The 16830-nt window shown below is 64.8% G+C and carries 17 protein-coding genes and 1 pseudogene; 5 read left to right on the plus strand and 13 right to left on the minus strand.

The features are described from left to right. The first annotated feature begins 116 nt into the window (after positions 1-116). Positions 117-1061 carry a hypothetical protein gene (locus E3O32_RS00580; RefSeq protein WP_134505967.1) on the plus strand — a complete coding sequence of 315 codons (945 nt, stop codon included), beginning with the start codon at positions 117-119 and terminating at the stop codon, positions 1059-1061. Further along, positions 1058-1420 (plus strand): GntR family transcriptional regulator, encoded by a 363-nt coding sequence (locus E3O32_RS00585; RefSeq protein ID WP_134505969.1) that lies wholly within the window; start codon positions 1058-1060, stop codon positions 1418-1420. Before E3O32_RS00580 ends, E3O32_RS00585 begins: the two co-directional genes overlap by 4 nt. 169 nt (positions 1421-1589) lie before the next feature. Here the strand turns inward: E3O32_RS00585 and E3O32_RS00590 are convergent, their stop codons facing one another. Both E3O32_RS00590 and E3O32_RS00595 read right to left on the minus strand, forming a co-directional pair. Next, complete coding sequence (locus E3O32_RS00590) at positions 1590-2078, minus strand: hypothetical protein (protein ID WP_134505971.1); 489 nt, start codon at positions 2076-2078, stop codon at positions 1590-1592. Positions 2079-2402: 324 nt separating this feature from the next. After that, entirely contained in the window at positions 2403-3449 is a 1047-nt protein-coding gene (locus tag E3O32_RS00595; RefSeq protein WP_134505973.1) for a metallophosphoesterase family protein, read from the minus strand. 885 nt (positions 3450-4334) lie between these two features. Here E3O32_RS00595 and E3O32_RS00600 point away from each other — a divergent pair. Continuing rightward, positions 4335-5237, plus strand: a complete 903-nt coding sequence (locus E3O32_RS00600; protein ID WP_134505975.1) for an SCO6745 family protein — start codon at positions 4335-4337, stop codon at positions 5235-5237. A gap of 130 nt (positions 5238-5367) precedes the next feature. Next, positions 5368-5805, plus strand: coding sequence for a VOC family protein (locus E3O32_RS00605; RefSeq protein WP_134505977.1), 438 nt, complete (start codon positions 5368-5370; stop codon positions 5803-5805). Positions 5806-6742: 937 nt separating this feature from the next. Here E3O32_RS00605 and E3O32_RS00615 read toward each other — a convergent pair. The 7 genes from E3O32_RS00615 to E3O32_RS00645 form a co-directional block, all read right to left on the minus strand. Then, the gene (locus tag E3O32_RS00615; RefSeq protein ID WP_134505981.1) at positions 6743-7024 is read right to left on the minus strand and encodes a hypothetical protein; all 282 of its coding nucleotides are present in this window, start codon (positions 7022-7024) and stop codon (positions 6743-6745) included. Positions 7025-7167: 143 nt separating this feature from the next. Beyond that, positions 7168-8118 carry a sensor histidine kinase gene (locus E3O32_RS00620; RefSeq protein ID WP_134505983.1) on the minus strand — a complete coding sequence of 317 codons (951 nt, stop codon included), beginning with the start codon at positions 8116-8118 and terminating at the stop codon, positions 7168-7170. Further along, the gene (locus E3O32_RS00625) at positions 8118-8798 is read right to left on the minus strand and encodes a response regulator transcription factor (RefSeq protein WP_134505985.1); all 681 of its coding nucleotides are present in this window, start codon (positions 8796-8798) and stop codon (positions 8118-8120) included. Before E3O32_RS00625 ends, E3O32_RS00620 begins: the two co-directional genes overlap by 1 nt. A 27-nt stretch (positions 8799-8825) precedes the next feature. Continuing rightward, entirely contained in the window at positions 8826-9392 is a 567-nt protein-coding gene (locus tag E3O32_RS00630) for a hypothetical protein (protein WP_134505987.1), read from the minus strand. Further along, entirely contained in the window at positions 9389-10360 is a 972-nt protein-coding gene (locus tag E3O32_RS00635; RefSeq protein WP_134505989.1) for an ABC transporter permease, read from the minus strand. The genes E3O32_RS00630 and E3O32_RS00635 overlap by 4 nt, the downstream gene beginning before the upstream one ends. Then, positions 10353-11255, minus strand: a complete 903-nt coding sequence (locus E3O32_RS00640; RefSeq protein ID WP_134505991.1) for an ABC transporter permease — start codon at positions 11253-11255, stop codon at positions 10353-10355. The genes E3O32_RS00635 and E3O32_RS00640 overlap by 8 nt, the downstream gene beginning before the upstream one ends. Continuing rightward, the gene (locus E3O32_RS00645) at positions 11252-11989 is read right to left on the minus strand and encodes an ABC transporter ATP-binding protein (protein WP_134505993.1); all 738 of its coding nucleotides are present in this window, start codon (positions 11987-11989) and stop codon (positions 11252-11254) included. The genes E3O32_RS00640 and E3O32_RS00645 overlap by 4 nt, the downstream gene beginning before the upstream one ends. A 151-nt stretch (positions 11990-12140) precedes the next feature. On the opposite strand from E3O32_RS00645, the gene E3O32_RS00650 reads away from it, so the two are divergent. Further along, a complete protein-coding gene (locus E3O32_RS00650) occupies positions 12141-12362 on the plus strand; it encodes a hypothetical protein (RefSeq protein WP_134505994.1) in 222 nt (73 codons plus the stop codon). Between the two features lie 201 nt (positions 12363-12563). Here E3O32_RS00650 and E3O32_RS00655 read toward each other — a convergent pair whose 3' ends face one another. From E3O32_RS00655 to E3O32_RS00665, 4 genes and pseudogenes are all read right to left on the minus strand, one after another. After that, positions 12564-13184: a haloacid dehalogenase type II gene (locus tag E3O32_RS00655; RefSeq protein ID WP_241974423.1), complete on the minus strand. Its 621-nt coding sequence runs from the start codon at positions 13182-13184 to the stop codon at positions 12564-12566. Beyond that, positions 13156-13686: a hypothetical protein gene (locus tag E3O32_RS17765; RefSeq protein WP_338145171.1), complete on the minus strand. Its 531-nt coding sequence runs from the start codon at positions 13684-13686 to the stop codon at positions 13156-13158. The genes E3O32_RS00655 and E3O32_RS17765 overlap by 29 nt, the downstream gene beginning before the upstream one ends. A 108-nt stretch (positions 13687-13794) precedes the next feature. Then, a pseudogene (locus tag E3O32_RS17845) lies at positions 13795-15093 on the minus strand (AAA family ATPase); the annotation flags it as partial. Between the two features lie 156 nt (positions 15094-15249). Beyond that, the gene (locus tag E3O32_RS00665; protein WP_134505998.1) at positions 15250-16821 is read right to left on the minus strand and encodes an HD domain-containing phosphohydrolase; all 1572 of its coding nucleotides are present in this window, start codon (positions 16819-16821) and stop codon (positions 15250-15252) included. Positions 16822-16830 lie beyond the last annotated feature (9 nt).

The raw sequence follows: 16830 nt of genomic DNA on the forward strand, positions 1-16830 counted from the left end.
GGTCCGCTGTCCCCATTGCTGATGGGCCTCGCCGCGCAGACGCGAGAAGGCTTGTGACAATCACTTGACACAAACTTCAACCTCCTTGTATCGTCAAGTCGACACAAGGAGGACGTGTGGAGAACATCGGGATTGCCGAGATGTCATTAGGACTGGTCGGTCTCTTGTTCGTCCTCACGGTGGCGTTCGCCGGCGTAGCGATGGCTGGACGGCGCGGACAGCCGCTGCCGCTCGTACGTGCGCGGCGCGTGAGCGCGCTGCGGTCGGCCGTTGCCGTCTCAATAGCGCTCGCAGTCTTCGCTGTCGCGATCCTGATCCATATCGCCAATCCGCTCCTTGAGCTGGTCCCGTTCTTCCTCGGGCCGCTCGCGGCGGCCGCGGCCGGCCTCATCGCGTTTACGCTCATGCCCGCGCCAACGATCGATGGCGCACTTCGACGGCGCACCCGCAACGTCCAGCCGCGCACCTTGCGCGACTATTCGACGTCAGGGCAACGGGCAAGGTTCTGCGTCATCGTCGGCCTGACCGCCCTCGTCGCCGTGGGCGCAGGGTTGCTCTCGAAATCCGCGCCGGATGGTCGGTCTCTGTGCATCGCCCTATTCCCGGCCGAGTGCAAAGAGGGCGGGCCCTACCTCTTCCCCGGGTGGATGTTTGCGCTCCCGGTGCTGGTACTCACTGGCATTCTGGTTCTCGCCACTGTTCAGGCTCTGCGCCGCGTTATTGATGCCCCGGCCACTGCCTGGGCGGAACTCAGCGACGCTGACGCAGCCCTGCGTCGAAGCGGGGTCCGGCTCGTCTTTCGCGTCGCGAGCGCACCGTTGGCACTCACCCTCGGCCTTCTACTCGGAATGGCATCCCTGCCGCTGGTCAACGCTCCCCTTCTCGAGACGGGCCTCGACGTGAACACGGCCGCGACGTTGCACACGATCGGAATGGTTCTGTTTGGGACTGCAGCCGTAGCCCTCGTCTACGGCCTCTCACTCGCCTTTCTCGCCGTCATCGGGGCGATCAAACTGCCTCGGACAGCCTTCGCTGGTCCGCGGTCGGAATACGCGGAATGATCACCGTCGACGCGGATGATCCGACGCCGCCCTTCGAACAAATCCGAGCCGCGCTAGCAGCGGAAATTACCTCGGGCAGACTCGCAGGCGGTCACAGATTGCCCACCGTACGCCAAATCGCCGGCGACCTACACGTGGCAGTTGGAACAGCGGCGCGCGCATACCGCGAGCTCGAAGAGGCCGGTCTCGTCGAAACTCGACGCTCCCAAGGAACCCTCGTCCGCCACGACCAGATCGAAGCGTTCGACCTCGACCAAGCAACGGCCGAACTCGTAAGAACAATTCCCCGCGACCAAGTAGCCCTCGCAGAAGTCCTCAAAGCAGTCGAAACCGCCTGGAACCTCGCCAACAGTGATTGAACGTCCCGCAAAGGATCCTGGGCACCCATCGCTCTGAAGAATCAGACCCAGACCGTCCCGATGAAGGTTCCTCATCAGATGCCCATTCTGCAGCGTTTACTGGGGCGTGTGTGTGAGTTGGTGCTCTGGCTGGCCGCCATGCTTCCGTGGGGCTACTGGAAGACCTACGCTACTTGCCCGCGAAGAAGGCTGAGTCCGTTGGCCACAAGTCTCCGCCCATTGTCGCTTGAGCCTTGATGAGGTCCTCAGGATGTTCGCTACCGACAACCCACATGGCCCCGACGAGGAAGAGACCAGGCTCGATACCCTCACTGTTGAGTTTGAGTAGAGCGTCGACGTCTGCCTGAGCGGCAAAAGTATTGATGCCATTCTCGGTGCCAGTGCAACGTCCGGATGCGATTGTTCCGAGCATGACGTTGTCTGTGACAACCCAATCACAAGGCAATCCTGATGCAACGTATTCCTGGTGCAGTCGCTTCAGGGACACCGGCGCCGGCGGGGCCGACGTGGGCACCGTGCTAGTCGGCAGAACCGACGTTGACCGAGGCGCCGCTTGGGTGCCAATCGGCGCTCCGCCCACGGCGTCTGCGCATCCGGTGAACGTTAGCGCCGTGGCTACTGCCAAGATCATGGTTACAAATGAAGCGATGCTGTTCATTGTTTGCTCCCCCCCTCCTAACCTAAGTGCGGTCACATGGTTCACCCTTTTGGCGACCGACCGTGTCCCCGGCCGGGGCTCAACATTCCACTGCGTGAGTGTCCCGCGCAGCGTTCGGTCATCGGGACGCTATGCCAGGATGCTGCGCGGCCGCTAGCGTTGTCCGGTCCGGATAGCCGAGGCCCTATGAGCTGACCGGCGACCAGGTCGACGAGATGGGCGGGCAGGAATGGACCGGTTGCTGAACTCACGATGCCCGACGATTTTATGCTGCGAGTCCCGGACCCCAGGCCCAAGTTCGGTGATCTCGCCGTTCGGTCGCCGTCATCCGGTGTATGGCAGCCGCTCCCAGCTGAGTGCGCTCGCCGCACCAGGCCGGTTGACGGTGACTTGCAGGTAGTCCTTGCCCGCGTTGGCCGACCCGTCGACGGTAACCCGGGTCAGGTTCGTCGCCGAGCCGGTCACTCCGTACCGCGATAGCCACACCGATCCGGGGGCTAGGGGCTGGTCGCTGTTGTAGATGTGGCTGTCCCCGTTGAACAGATACACCTCGCCGTCGAAGGAGTTGGTTGCGTCGACCAGCGCGTGCACCAGTGGGGTGAACGCGCTGATGTCGGATGGGGTGGGGGTGTAGGTCGGGTCGAACATGTCCGCCTGGAGGAAGAAGGCAACCGCCGCGTCGTGCTTCTTGGTTGCGGTGGCCACGGTCTGCCTTACCTGGTCGACGGCGCCGGCCATCCGAGCCTGCTCCTCGTCCACTTGCTGTGGCGTTGCAGCCGTGTTGCCGATCCCGGTCCAGCTCTGCAGGTCGTTGTTGGAGCCGACGACATGCAGGGTGGCGAAGTCAATCCCGGACCGGCGGAAGGACACGTTCTCCGGCAGGCCACGTTCGGTCTGGCTCTTCACGGTCATCGGGTCCTGTCCAAGGGTCACGCCCGGGTGGTCGAAGAACAGCGACCGAATGACGCCGAGCCGCTCCAGCGGGTTGTAGGCCCCGTTGTTGGTGCGGTGGCAGTCGGTCCATTCGTTGTCGCCGGGGGTATAGACCAACGGTGCCGTGAAGCGGTCGAACTGGCTGCGAATGGTTTCGTAGTAACTGGTGGTGCACTGTTGCGAGCCGCTTTTGATGTCCCCTAGGTGGACGGTGAAGTCCGATTTTGAGGCGTTAATGGTGTCCACCCAGCCGGGCAGTGCGGCCAACTCGTCAGTGCCGTAGGGCAGGTCTCCGATGACGGTGAAGGTGTCGTGCCCGGGTTTGGCCTGGCCCGGCGGGGTTCCGGCATGGGCCAACGCCGGCCCGGTGAGGGGCGCAGTTAGTGCGAGGGCAGCCGAGACGAGGGCGGTGATCGCGAGAAAACGGTGTCGAGACATGGATCAACGTTGGCGCGTCCGGGTGAACGTTCGTCGGCTACACGGCGACGAACGGCTGAAGGGGAGGTCAACGTTCGGTCCGCCACCCGCTCGTCCTGCCAGGTCGGGTGACTGCAGCGCGGGACGCGGTCACCCGCTCACGGTCGTCAGACCCTGGGCGGGGGACGTTGCGTGATGGCCTCGCCAGGCGGCAGGGAGTGCGCTGGTCGGAGCAGGTGCTGGAGCTGTGCCGCCGGCTGCCGCTTCCCCGTGTTGGCCGTCGTCGTCGACGCATCTCGGGTCTGCGAAAGCCGCCGCCAGACACCGGAGCGACCCCGCAATGCGGTGGTGAACCGGCTGGGCGGCGAGCCGCGTAACCGGGCATCTATTCAGAAACTCCTCCGAATCGTTACCGTGTCGCATTATGGGCACGTCGCAATCACTGTTGACGATCTCATCGCGCTAGGCCAGTCGTGGAACGTGCGTTCATCCCGCGCGTCCGTCACGTCAGCACTGGAAGCTGTTGACCCGTTCGTCCGTTCTGAAAACCCTGTCGAGCACGCCTATGCCGGACTTCAAGACAACATTGCCCGGTCACGAGAAATCTGCTCTTTGACCGCCGGACGGGCAGCATCCGCGAACGGGGTACCGCACTGGTCAGTAATCGGGTGGCACTCAGTCTTTGGCGCTCGGGGTTCCCCACTGACGCAGAATCGGCGCGCTCGGTCGTTGGGTGGGTTAGGCCCAAGCGGCCGCGCTGGCCGGTCCCCCTCTGAAACATCGACGTCAGCACGAAATCCTGTTCTCGACGCCTAGGTCCGCAACATACCATCGGTGGACCGAGGCCTTGAGGTCGGTGTTTCCCCGCGCAATAGAATCGGGAAGACGCTGCGACGAAGGAGACGAATGAACGAGCTGGAGCATCGGGTTCGGGCGCTGTGGACGTTGTTCGAGCCGATCCACGCGGTGACGTATTTCTCGCCGGAGGCGAGGGAGGCGTTCGCAGATATCGGACTCACCCGTTACTGGGACGGATACTTCGCCGGTCGCGCCGCCCCGCTCGGGGTCGTGACCGCCGCGCCGGTGGTGGCGATCTTCAGCGGGTTCGCTCCGTTCCTGGTCGAACGGGTGCTGCCGGCCGTGTGGTCGACGGTTACGGTGGACCGAGTCCTAGACGCGCGGTCCCGGGGTGCAGCGGAGACGTTGCGAAATCTCGTGCCCGACGAGCGAACTGTCACCGAAGCGGCTGACGTACTTACCCAGGCTGCGGCTCGTGCCGACACCATAGGCCGACCACTCGCGGCGGCGAACAGCGCGCTGCCCGTGGAGTCGGATCCGTACCGCCGTCTCTGGCAAGCCGCGGCCACTCTCCGCGAGCATCGCGGAGACGGTCATGTGATTGCACTGGTCGAGGGAGGGATCGCGGGTATCAGCGCCATCGTATTGCGCAGCGCGGTGGACATCGACGCGACGAGCGTGCGAAAGGCGCGTGGCTGGACAGAGGAACAGTGGGCAACCGAAGTCGAAGAGCTCTCTACCCGCGGGCTACTGACCGGCCAGGGCCAAATCACCAAGCAGGGCACAGCGGCACTCGATCGCGCCGAGCAGGTGACCAACCGATTGGCCGTCCGTCCGTGGCGCGGAGTGACCGACGACGAGATCGCGGATGTCGCCCGAACGCTTGCGCCCATCGCAAGAGCGTGCCAAACGGTCTTTCCATTTCCGAACCCGATCGGCATGCCCCAGCCGTGGGACCCGAATCTCGATCCAAACGCGTCCTCCGTCCCGACGTCGCCGCGCGCGAACTGAAAAGGTTCACCGACGGGGACGGATCATGATTCATTTGGGGCGGATCGGCGTCCCGGTCACCGTTCGGCTTGCGGGCCATGCAAGCAGGCGCGCTGCAGGGCCAGCAGGCTGCCTCGGTATCATGCGAAGTATGCCTATCAAACTGGAAAATGTAGGGATCGCCGTCCGCGACATTGACGCGACTATCGCGTTCTTCACCGACCTTGGGCTCACGGTCACCGGTCGTGACACGATCAGTGGCGATTGGGCCGACACCGCCGTTGGCCTCGACGGCAACCACGCCAAGATCGCGGTGCTCAAAACACCAGACGGTCATGGTCAGATCGAGCTCTTCGAATACCTTCACCCCGACGCGATCGAGACTGAACCCACTCTCCCCAACGAGATCGGAATGCACCGCATCGCGTTCTCCGTCGACAACATCGAGACAGCGCTTGAACTGGCCGCGAAGCACGGCTGCTATCCGCTTCGCGGCGTGGCGACCTATCAGGACGTCTACAAGCTGACATATCTCCGCGGTCCGAGCGGGATCCTCGTGATGCTCGCCCAGGATCTGACGAAGGGCTAACGGCCGTTCATTCCAATCGGACTGCGTTAACGTACTCGATCATGGCGCGATCGCGACAGTCGGTCTGATCCCGGATCGACGTCCGATACTTCGGCGCTTCTCCAATCCTGCTCTGATCGCGATCCCGAGCGCCGCGGCGTAGACGGTTTCGGGAATCGCCACTGCAAGTGACTGGCTAGCGCGACCAGGAGATCGTTCGGTCCCCGATCAGAGAACGCACTGCCACAGCCGCCCTTCCCGCTTCATTGAATTTACACGCCGGTTCACACGCCACGGAGCAGCCAGTCATTGTCAGGGTTCCTGCCACCCTCAGGGTCCGGTGCATCCGAAGCCGGCACGGACGTGCTCTGGTCCTCCACTCGCACCCGAGCCGGCAAAGCTCGCCAGCGGTCCGGCGGGACCGCGGCAACTGGACCAGGCTCGTCCTCCTCAACGCTCTCGTCCGCGTCCCCGTTCATTGTGCCCACCTTCCTCTTGTCAGCCCGCAGCGTCCAACCGTGTGACCCATCCAGCCGACTGCACAGCTCCCCGCCCGAACTACCACCCGCCCCAACGTGGCGGCCGGCCGAGGAACGGCTCCGTTCAGCCCTGCCGCCGAGTGTACGCCCGCTCTGCATCAGGACTGCAGACACACAACAACGGTGAACAGTGCCGGGCCGGTGTGGGGTTTGTGATCCGTCACGTGTTCGTAAGCCGTGTGGCCGACGAGACGCAAACAGTAACCGCAAGTCAGACGGAGACCGGTTGCGTCGGGTTGTGAAGTCTTCAGCGCGGTTTGGTCCACAAAGAATCACCCGCTGCCCTCTGCCCCGTCAATCAGACAACAAAGCCGGCGAATTCTGATTCCACTGGGTGCGCTCCGGGTGGGCGTGATCTCGCGAACGAATGGCCGGTGGTGAATCCGGCGCCAGCGCCGGCCATCCGTCGGAGAGACGGTCTAGTCCTGAGTGCCGTCTTCGACGGCGACGCCGTTGATGTCGTCGGAGGTGTTGTCGGTGCCGGACCCGGTGCTGGTTTCGTCGGCGGTTTCGCCGTCGTTTGTGCCGTCTTCGACCTCGTTCTGCACGTTGTCGTTGTCGCCGGCCGTGGCGCCGGTCGGAGTACTGGATGACGGGGTTGTCGGTGTGGCCTGGGCTGCTCCGGTGAGGGTAATGCCACCGACGATAGCGATGGCAATGGCGACTGCTGCGCCTCCGGCAATCTTGGTTTTCTTTTCCATGTTGGTCTGCCTTTCGAGGGATTGGTCACACGAACGCGTGACCATATCTACACGCTAGAGAGGGGCCGGTGAGATGAGCGTGAGAGCCAGGAGGTCTGGCCGTTCGCGGATGACGTCGACGAGTTCGCCAGTCGATCCGGGGACTATGCGTCGGGTGCTGGCAGGCTCAGGGTAACGATGGTTCCGCAGCCTGGGCGCGGGGTGAGGCTGGCCTGACCGTGGTGTGCTTCGATGATTTGTTGCACAAGCGAGAGGCCGAGGCCGTGCCCTGGGTGCACTCTGGCCTGGTCGGAGCGCCAGAAGCGGTTGAAGGCGTGGCGTCTGTCGTCTTCGCTCATCCCGATGCCGGTGTCGTGCACTTGGACGGTGCAGGTGCCGTTTCGGGTGCTGGTATGGACGGTGACCGTTCCCGGGCTGGCCGTGAATTTGAGTGCGTTGTCGATGACGTTGGCGATCGCTCGGGCGAGTAGGGCCGGCGAACCACGCACGATCGTGTTGCCGCCATACTCGGCAGTCAGGCGGCCGACGTCGACGGGATTGTCTGAACGGTCAGCCAGGTCCTGCCGTACGAGCGCGTCGAGGTCGACGAGCTCGTAGGCGTCCTCGAGGTCTGCCTCGTTGCCTCGGGAGAGCAGGAGCAGGTCATTGGCCAGGTGGGTCAGACCGTCGACGGCCTTGAGGGAGACCCTGATGGCGTGCTCGTATTCGGCCGGCGTGCGGGGCGTGAGGAGGGCCAGTTCGAGTTCGCCCTGCACCACGCTGAGTGGGCTGCGCATTTCGTGGGAGGCGCCATCGACGAATCGTTGTTGGAGGTCGTAGCTTTTCTGCAGGGGGGCGAGGGCAGCACGGGCCATGAGGTAGCTGGAGAAGGGAATGAGCACGAGCAGCACGGAATAGAGGATGAGCAGTCCGGTGCGAAGGTTGGCGAATCCCTGCTCGGCCGCGTTCAGGGCGCCCGCGCCGTCGGATTCGGCGGCATCGAAGTCAAAGGTGCCGGTGACGAACGCGTAGATGCCGATCGCGAACGCTCCGAAGAGGACGAGTTGCACGACGGTGTAGGTGACGGTGAGGCGGAGGGTGGCGCGGCGGAACATCAGGTGTCGGCGTGGATCAGGTAGCCGGCGCCGCGCCGGGTTTCGATGATGTCGGTCTCACCGGGGAGGGTGAGTTTCTGGCGCAGGTAGCGGATGTAGGTCTGCACGACGTTGCTGAATCCCTCGTAGTTGCTGTCCCAGGAGTGGTCGATCAGCTCGGTGGTGCTGATGATCGTGCCGGCATTGCTCATGAGGTATTCCAGCACGGAGAATTCTTTTGCAGTCAGGACGATCGTGCGCCCGGCGCGCACGGCGGTGCGGGTAGCCGGGTCAAGGGTGACCCCTTGCGCGTGGAGGGTGGGGGCGAGTGCTCTCGGTGAACGGCGGAGCAGTGCGCGCACCCGGGCGAGCAACTCGACGAGGTGGAATGGTTTGACGAGGTAGTCGTCGGCCCCGGCATCGAGCCCCTCTACCTTGGTGCGCATGGAGTCGAGGGCGGTGAGCATGAGCACCGGTACGTCGTTGTTGATGACCCGGATGCGCCGGCACACGTCCATGCCCCCGTGAGGCAGGCCGGGAAGCATAAGGTCGAGCACGACCAGGTCGTAGGTTTCGATTTCGAAGGCTTGCACGCCGTCGGGCGCTGTGTGGGCCACGTCGACGGCATAACCAGACTCGGTGAGGGTTCGCCGGATGACGTCCGCGATGCGGACGTCATCCTCGACCACGAGGACCTTCACGCGGCGCCCGGGGTGAAGCTGGAGGTGTCAGTCGGGTTGCTCACCGGTTCCTGCTCCCTTGGTTGCGGTTCCGTTGGCGGCCTGAACGCCGCCGGCGCTGACCTGGATGGTGAAATCGACCTGATTCTTCGAACTGCGGTACAGGCTGAACTTGTTCTCCGGGTAGTGGCCGGCACCGGTTTCGTTATCGAAGGAAATCATGGTCTCACTGTTTGGGGCGAGGGTGAGGCCGTCCAACGCAAGGTAGTAGGCCTCCTGTGCGCCGGTGGTGGCATCGGTCATCACATAGTAGGTCTCCACGTTTGTCAACGGCTGGCTGGTGGTGTTGCCGACCATGACCTGGAGGCGGTCTGCGATGGCTTTTCCAGCGGCCGGGTCGGCGTTGTCTTCCGCTGCGGCGGACATGATCGTGAGTCCGGGTGTGGTGCTCGTATTGGTGATCGGGTTTGATTCCACGGGCAGAACCGTGCCCCTAGCGGCTGGGGACGTGTCGGTGGCGGCCGGCCTGGCCGGGGCGTTGACCTGTGACAGTGCGATGACGCCGGCGCTGGCGAGGGCGACGAGGGCCACGGGGAGAATGATCTTCCACTTCATGAGTGCGTCCTTTGCAGAGTGCGTCTCGTCGTTGCGAGGGCGGCGAAGACGACGGAGGCGAAGGTCGCCGCCGTAAGGGTGATGGAGTAGGGCAACATCGCAACCCAGACCATGTCGAGGGGTTGTTGGTTGTACTGGTCTTTGATGCCGAGGAACGCGAAGGTGAGGCGTTCGAAGTGTTTGGTCACCGAGGACACTTCGAGGCCGTTCCGGATGCCGTCGAAGGCGGAGAATTGGGCCAGCACGGCGAGCTCGTCCGGTTTCTTGATCCGGAGGGTGGCGAACAGTCCACCGGGAACCTGGTTGTCAGGATCCATGGTGTCGCCGATCTGCGGGATGATCAGTACGAACGCGAGCCAGATGATGAGGGCGAGGATGAGTCCGGTGCTGAGCCGGGTCGACAGTGCCGTCAAGCCGACCGTGAGGGCGGTCCAGAACACCAGGTAGAGCCAGGCGAAGCCGCTACTTACGAGGAGTCGGGCCACGTCACTGCCTCGGATCGGTGCCTGGCCGATCGTGACGACCGCGAGCAGTGACACCACGGTGAGCGCGGAGACGACGCCCAGCCAGGCGATCGACAGGCCGAGCATCTTGCCGCCGGCGAAAGAGAACCGTCCGAGGGGGCGGCTGAGGACCAGTGCCAGGGTGCCGCGATGCTTTTCCTTGGCGATCGTTTCGTAGCCGAGCACGATCGCGAAGAGTGCCCCGAGGATTTCGAGGTATTCGATCCCGCCACGCAGCAGCTTCAGCGGAAAGAGCCGCGGTGCCGCCGGAGCGATGGAGGTTCCGCTCTTCACCAGGTTGGCCACGTAGAGGTTGTAGGCGCCCTGCTGGTTTCGAAAGTCGGCCGAGGCGACGGCCACGGAGATGAGGGTGGCCACAGCCAGGAAGGCGATCAGGATCGCAAACAGCCGGTCGCGGCGCAGGTCGAGCAACTCCTTGCCGGCCACCGTCCAGGTGTCACTCATTGAGACCACTCCTCAGCTGTCGGCGCGAGGTCGCCAGCACAATCCAGGTCATTGCCATCAAGAACGCGCCCAAAAGCACGATGCTGGCGGTCGGGCTGCCCGTGAGGCTCTCGTCCTGCAGTGCGATGCCGGCGGCTCGTTTGAACTGCTCGGTGATCGCGAACGGGCCCGTGATGGCCCCGACGAGGTCGAACGAGTTGGTTCCCGTGGTGATCAGCGCGGGCACGGGGTTCAGGAGTGCGACGGGCCGGGCGTTCGCGCCGATCTGCGGCAGCACGAACGTCACCGCGCTCCACACCACGAACGGCACCAGCAGGGCCGTGGTTTCCTTCCGGCTGTGCAGCCCGGTGAGCATCCCGAGGAGAGCGAAAATCATCATCAACGCCCAGGACAGGGCAGCGAACACCGCCAGCCGCAGGGAAGGGTCCGGCCCGAGTGGGGCGCCGACAATGATGCTGATCGAGCCCCAACTGATCACGGTGCTGAGGAGTAGGACCGCGGCGATGACGACGCCGAGGCCCACCAGCGTTCCGGCGAGGCGGGAGATCGTGTTCACCGGGCGGCTGAGCACGAGGTCGGAGGTGGTCGACTTACGGTCGCGCAGCGTGGATTGAACCCCCAGCACGATTGCCAGGAGCGCGCCGATCAGCACAACGTAGATAACTGAGTTTCGCGCGTAATAGAGAGGGGAAACGGCGGTGAACGGATTCGGGGCCGTCGTGAGCCCATCGGCCAGGACCTTCTCGTAGACACGGGTGACCGTGGTGTTGGTGATCCAGCCGATCACGGACGACAGTGACACCATGCACAGGAATACCGCGAGCAGGAGCAGGGCGACTCCGGCGCGGAGAATGCAGAGCACCTCGTGCCGGGCGCTGGTCAGGAGCGTGGTCACGATGGGGAGGTGACATCGAGACGGAAGTAGATGTCTTCCAGGGAGTCTTCGGCCGGGAACGCTGCCAGCGTGTTCGCCAGCGAGTCGTGGTGCACCAGTGCCCCGTGATTGAGGATGCCGATGCTCGTGCAGGTCTTGGTGACCTCGGACAGCAGGTGGGTGTTCATGAACACGGTCATGCCGAATTCGCGGTTGAGGCGCACGATCGTTTCCCGCAGGGTGCGCACACCTTCCGGGTCCAGCCCCGACGTCGGTTCGTCCAGAAACAACACCGCGGGTTCGTGCAGCACAGCCTGGGCGATACCGACTCTCTGGCGCATTCCCTTGCTGAACATTCCTATCTTCTGGTTGTCGTGGCCCTCAAAATCCAAGAATGAGAGCACGTCCCGGATGCGGGCATCCGGGCGGCGCAGGCCGGAGAGTCGGGCGAAGAAACGCAGATTCTCCAGCAGGGTCAGGTCGTCGTAGAACTGGACGTTCTCGGGCAGATACCCGATCGAGCAGCGCACGCCCGCCGCATCCGCCGTCACGCTGTGACCGTTGATCGTTGCGTCACCCGAGGAGGGCTCCAACAGTGTGGTGAGCAGATTCACCGTGGTGGTCTTTCCCGCGCCGTTGTGGCCGAGCAGCCCGAAAACCTCGCCGGCGGGAACATCCAGGGTGAGACCCACGAGAGCCCGATGCGTGCCGAAAGCCCTCGACAAGGCCGACGTCGAGATTGCCGAAGTAGTCATACATCGACGCTATTGACCGCACCATGAGACCACGCTGAGAACCCATTCTCCACGCCCTGTTCCGGTGGCGCTTTCGCGATCTACTGGCTCGCCGTGGTGCTGATCAGCGTCGTCGGCACCCTGATCACCGACAACCTGACCGACAACTGGAATGGCGGTCATCATTGCCGGGCTCGGAGGGATCACGTGGTTTGCGCTCGAGCTGTTGCCGCCGATCCTCGGCTTCGACGACACCGATAACCCCGCAGTGAGCCTCGATTATCTGCGCCAGTATCCGCAGTTTTACCCCCTCGCCGGGGTCGTACTTTTCATCATGGGGATCGCGTTCGTCGTGGCGAGTTTCGCCGTCTCAGATGCCCTCGCCCCCGCATAGGCAGTGTCACTCGCCGAAGCCTGAGCGCGCTCGGTCTCTTGTCGGCCGCATTCTTATTCATGTATGGGGTCTTGCGTGAGTCGGTGGGGCCGTTGCTCTACCTCGACGGGATGAACAGCGGATGGGGCGAGTCCGCGTACCTGACCATTCAAATGTTGGGCACGGCAGCTGGCGCCTCACCTTGACGTTGAATTCCGAAGTCTAAGTCAGTGGACGTGCAGCAAGCTCGCTCAGGGTGCAAACGGTGTAATCCGGTGCGGTGAAGTAGCGGGGATAGGCCGCATCCGTTCGGTTCAGCCACGCGGTGCGCATGCCTGCTTGGGCCGCCCCGTGGATGTCCCAGGGGTGCACGGCGACCAGGAGCATGTCCTCCGGCTGAACCCCGCAGGCATCCGCGGCGTAGCTGTAGGCGCTACGGACGGGCTTCCATGCCGGGGCGTCCTCGACCGTGAGGAGGACGTCGAAGTCGGTCCGGATCTCCGCCCTGGTGAGAAGGGTCTCGGCCACCTGGGCGGACCCGTTGGATAAGGTCACGAGCCGGAATCCCGCGTCTCTCAGCGCCCGGATCCCTTCTGCGATGTCCACGTGCAGGTTCAATCCCGCAAAGCCGTCCATGACGTGGGTGACGGCGTCGTCCAGGCTCCGGGTCAGGGCGACGTCGCGGAGGACGTCGCGCAGGACGTCGGCAGCGATCAGCGCGAATTTCGCACTGCCACCTGCTGCTGCGAGGGCGAACCCGTCCCGCAATAGGGCGGCGAACCAAACCCGGGCGAGATATTCCGGCGCGCCAACGTCACCGAATCGGGTCTGCAGCGGTGACATGTCCGAGAGGGTTTCGTTGACATCGAAAACGATCACTGACGGTGGTGTGTTCATTTTCGGCTCTCCGGGGTCGGCACATCTGGCACGTTGCGGTCAACGAGAAGCTCACACCCTCGCATTCGACCGTATCTGTTCGAGCCCTACTTGGTCGAGGGGACATCGCCCGGCGGGGGCTGACGATCGTGCCGTTGACGATGAGGATCGGCGGCTGAGTCATGATGTCCACGTCGCGGGTGAGGAACGCGGCACGAGCGCGGGCAAAGTCCAGTCTCTGCGCCGTCGGTTCCGGTGCCGGACCGAGCGGCCTCGCACCGACGATGCCGTAGCGGTCCCGGTAGGCCGCGACCGCGCAGGCGTGCTGTTGCCAGGCGGCAGCCGCCGATCCCCGCGGCACAACCCCGAGGGCTCGGGTCCAGGTCTCCCCCGCGAGTATCGCTTCGTCGAGTGCGGCGCTCGCTCGCGCTTCGATCAGGTCGCTGCGCTCGTCGAGGGCGCGGCGCATGGCCGCATCCATCGGGCCGATAGCCTTCGGGATTAGACCGGCGGCGAGACGCGGCATCCGGCGCGAGCGACACGCCCCGGAATCTCGCGCGGTCGCCGATGCGACTCTGGCTCGAAGAACGGTCGCGATATCCTGCGCATCCTCGAATCCACGGGCCGCAACCACAGGTGAAAGCACGCTCGCCACGTCGAAGTGGTGAGCCTCGGCTCGCCGGAGCTCCGCGGTCAACGGTCCGAACGCATCCGAGTCGATGACCTCGTCAACGTGGCCAGGCGAGAGGCCGCTCGCCCGCACCACCGACACCCACCGGTCCTCGTCATGCCGGGCGCGACGACCACGTGCGCGGTGTCCGTTGTGATGCCCTGCGCTCGGTGAGCGGTGATCGCATATCCCAGTTCGACGTGGCGGCCGACGTACTCGGCAGGAAGCAGCACCGTGCTCCCCCACCGGCGGCCGTGCCGTCGCACGTCAATCGAGCCGTTCCGGTGCACTCCGATCACGGCCCACCGGTCGCCATTGCGCACCCGGTCGTGCGCGACATACAGGTCGATCGACTCGGGGTTGCCCTGGCGCAGCCCGAGGGAGGCCGCCTTCTCCCACTCGTGGATGAAGCGGTGCACGTCGATGAGTTCGGGTGCATCCACTCGATCGTGGACGAGCAGAGACAATGCGCCGCCCGCGTCGACCGACTGGAGCTGAGCGTAGTCGCCAACGAGGAGAACCTTCGCGCCGGCATCCGCGGCGATTGCAGTGATCCGATCCAGGGGCAGAGTGCCCGCCAAAGATGCCTCGTCGATGAGGACGAGCTGACCGGCCCGGAACGTCTCCCCGTACACGAGGTGGTTCTGCCACCACTTCGCCAAGTTCTCGGTCGTGATGCCGAGGTCCTCCGCCAGCACCTGTGCGGCGGCGGCCGAGGGAGCGCGCCCGACGACAGCGCCCGATGCCGGCGATCGATGCGAGCGCAGCGAGCTGGTCGTCGGCGAGCACTCCCCCACCCGGCAGCCGCGCGTGCGCAGCCGAACGCAGCGATCTCGCCGCGACTTGTGGGCCGGTCACAGCGCCGGCGCGTTCGAGCAGCCGAGACTCAGCGTCGAGCAACTCGGTCGAGGTGAACACGATGGAGTGCTTCGGGCGGAACACCGACGTCCCGTCAACTCGTTGGAATGCGGCCGGGCTCGACGGCGGCGTGATCCGCAACGATGCGCACTCCGCGGCATCGATGACGAGCCCGATCACAGCTTCTCGATCGGATGCCGAAGCGAAACGATGTCGCATCGTCTGGCGCGCCGCCTCGGCCGTCAGATTCCAGTGCCGCCAGGTTGCGCGCTTCTCGCTTACCGCCGTCATCACGCTCAACCCGAGCACATCGATCGCCTCGCGCGGCACATCCTCCGCGCGCAGCACCAGCGCTGAAAAGCGCCCCGCATCCACCGACCACAATCCGAACGGCCATCATCACGGGCGCCGCTCAAACACGCCCTCTTGACAAAAGACCCTACATATCAGCTGAAGACGCCCATTTGGCGCGGTCAGTGGACAGGAACGACGCCGCCCCCCGGGTCACGGGGCCGGCGGAGACGCCAGCCCGTGTTGTAGCGCATAAAGGCTCGCGCCGACCCTGTTGGTGGCGCCGATTTTCGCGTACGTCCGCTCTACGTGGTTGCGCACGGTCTTCTCGCTGAGCACCAGCTTCGCGGCGATCTCACGGTTGCTCAGCCCGCGGGCCACGTGGCAAAGCACCTCGCGCTCTCGCGGGGTGAGGCCGTCCACCTCGCGAACCCGCACGGCATGGTGACCGGCGACGGTCAGCACCGCCGCAGTGCACTCGGAGTCGAACAGCCCGTGCGCGCTGCGGCGACCCAGGCGCGCTGCCGCGTCGTCGGGATCCAGCGCCTCGCGGTGAGGGCGCGGCTCGAGCGCCGTTTGGTAGGAGACGGCGGCGGCCAGGATTCGTTCACCAGGCCCGAGCGACGTCCCTGACATGCCCAGCGGGTAGCCGCTGCCGTCGACATGCTCGTGGTGGGCCCGCGCGTAAGCCCGCTCGCGCTCCAACCGGGGAATCCGAGACAACGCACGGTCGGTGAGATAAGGGTGCATCCGGACCCGTTCCCACTCGGACACCGTGAGCTCTCCGCGCTTGGACCAGATTTGGCTGGACACGCCCAGCTTGCCGATGTCGTGCAGATGTCCGGCCCGGAGCAGAGCGCGGACCTCCGTCTTGTCCAACCCGAGCAGCTCTCCGGCTCCGGCGGCCAGCGCGGCGACGCCGCGCGAATGCCCCAGCGCGAAGGGGCACTTCAGGTCGGCGAAGTCCCCGATCGCGCACACCAGAGTGTCCAAACCGTCGTCGTCCAGGCGTGTCTCGGCGTCCGGTGCCTCCGCGATCGCCGCAGACCAGGCGTCGCCGTCCGCCACCTCGGCGAACACCGGATCCGGGTCCTCGACGAGGGCGTCGACAACGGCCGGGTCGAAATGCCCGCCCCGCCGGGCGAGGGCCATCGCGACCGCGGCATTGATCCCATACATCCGGTAGTGGACCTCGGCGGTGTCCGCCAACTGGGCGATGCGCATCTCTATCGGAATCTGCTCGCCCGGGCAACCTCGGGGAAGACCTGCCCCGTCGAAGCGCTCGAACGTGAACCCCACGGCCCGTACCACGTCCGACGGGAGGCCGATGTGATCGGCGAGCGCTGCTGCCGACAGGCAGTGGGAGTGCATGTGCGCCCCGAGCTGTCCTCGGGCGTCCCGAAGCATGGCTCCCATCGTCAATACCCGCCGGGCCGTTGGCTCCCCGCGGGCGACGTTGCGGAGAAGGAAGCGCAGGAACGGCATTCCAGTCCAGTCCACCGAGTAGGCGTCGCGGCGGACGGCGATGTCGTCGCCGAACCAGCGCGCGTACTCCTGGGAGTCGGCGTTGCAGCCGATCCACATCATCATCGCCGTGTAGTAGGTCGTGTCTCGCTGCTTGCGGCTCAACCCGAGGCGGTCGGCCAGCCGGCAGGCGATGAGAGCCGTTCGCAGCATATGTTCTGCCGGTTGCCCGAGCCCGAGGTCGATGGCCACCGAAAGCCCGGCGACGACCTCTATACGGCGCGGCAGGGCCATGTCCCTGCGCCGAGCGGTGGGCTCCATGTCGCAAGT

It is taken from the genome of Cryobacterium mannosilyticum, assembly GCF_004402705.1.
In the GTDB taxonomy this organism is placed as follows: domain Bacteria; phylum Actinomycetota; class Actinomycetes; order Actinomycetales; family Microbacteriaceae; genus Cryobacterium; species Cryobacterium mannosilyticum.

Bases quoted from the DNA above. Each gene is read 5' to 3' on its own strand.
- E3O32_RS00630 (WP_134505987.1), bottom strand. From the start codon at position 9,392: ATGAAGTGGAAGATCATTCTCCCCGTGGCCCTCGTCGCCCTCGCCAGC.
- E3O32_RS00600 (WP_134505975.1), top strand. From the start codon at position 4,335: ATGAACGAGCTGGAGCATCGGGTTCGGGCGCTGTGGACGTTGTTCGAG.
- E3O32_RS00615 (WP_134505981.1), bottom strand. From the start codon at position 7,024: ATGGAAAAGAAAACCAAGATTGCCGGAGGCGCAGCAGTCGCCATTGCC.
- E3O32_RS00645 (WP_134505993.1), bottom strand. From the start codon at position 11,989: ATGACTACTTCGGCAATCTCGACGTCGGCCTTGTCGAGGGCTTTCGGC.
- E3O32_RS17765 (WP_338145171.1), bottom strand. From the start codon at position 13,686: ATGCGCCGCGCCCTCGACGAGCGCAGCGACCTGATCGAAGCGCGAGCG.
- E3O32_RS00650 (WP_134505994.1), top strand. From the start codon at position 12,141: ATGGCGGTCATCATTGCCGGGCTCGGAGGGATCACGTGGTTTGCGCTC.
- E3O32_RS00635 (WP_134505989.1), bottom strand. From the start codon at position 10,360: ATGAGTGACACCTGGACGGTGGCCGGCAAGGAGTTGCTCGACCTGCGC.
- E3O32_RS00590 (WP_134505971.1), bottom strand. From the start codon at position 2,078: ATGAACAGCATCGCTTCATTTGTAACCATGATCTTGGCAGTAGCCACG.
- E3O32_RS00585 (WP_134505969.1), top strand. From the start codon at position 1,058: ATGATCACCGTCGACGCGGATGATCCGACGCCGCCCTTCGAACAAATC.
- E3O32_RS00620 (WP_134505983.1), bottom strand. From the start codon at position 8,118: ATGTTCCGCCGCGCCACCCTCCGCCTCACCGTCACCTACACCGTCGTG.
- E3O32_RS00655 (WP_241974423.1), bottom strand. From the start codon at position 13,184: ATGTCACCGCTGCAGACCCGATTCGGTGACGTTGGCGCGCCGGAATAT.
- E3O32_RS00605 (WP_134505977.1), top strand. From the start codon at position 5,368: ATGCCTATCAAACTGGAAAATGTAGGGATCGCCGTCCGCGACATTGAC.
- E3O32_RS00665 (WP_134505998.1), bottom strand. From the start codon at position 16,821: ATGGAGCCCACCGCTCGGCGCAGGGACATGGCCCTGCCGCGCCGTATA.
- E3O32_RS00595 (WP_134505973.1), bottom strand. From the start codon at position 3,449: ATGTCTCGACACCGTTTTCTCGCGATCACCGCCCTCGTCTCGGCTGCC.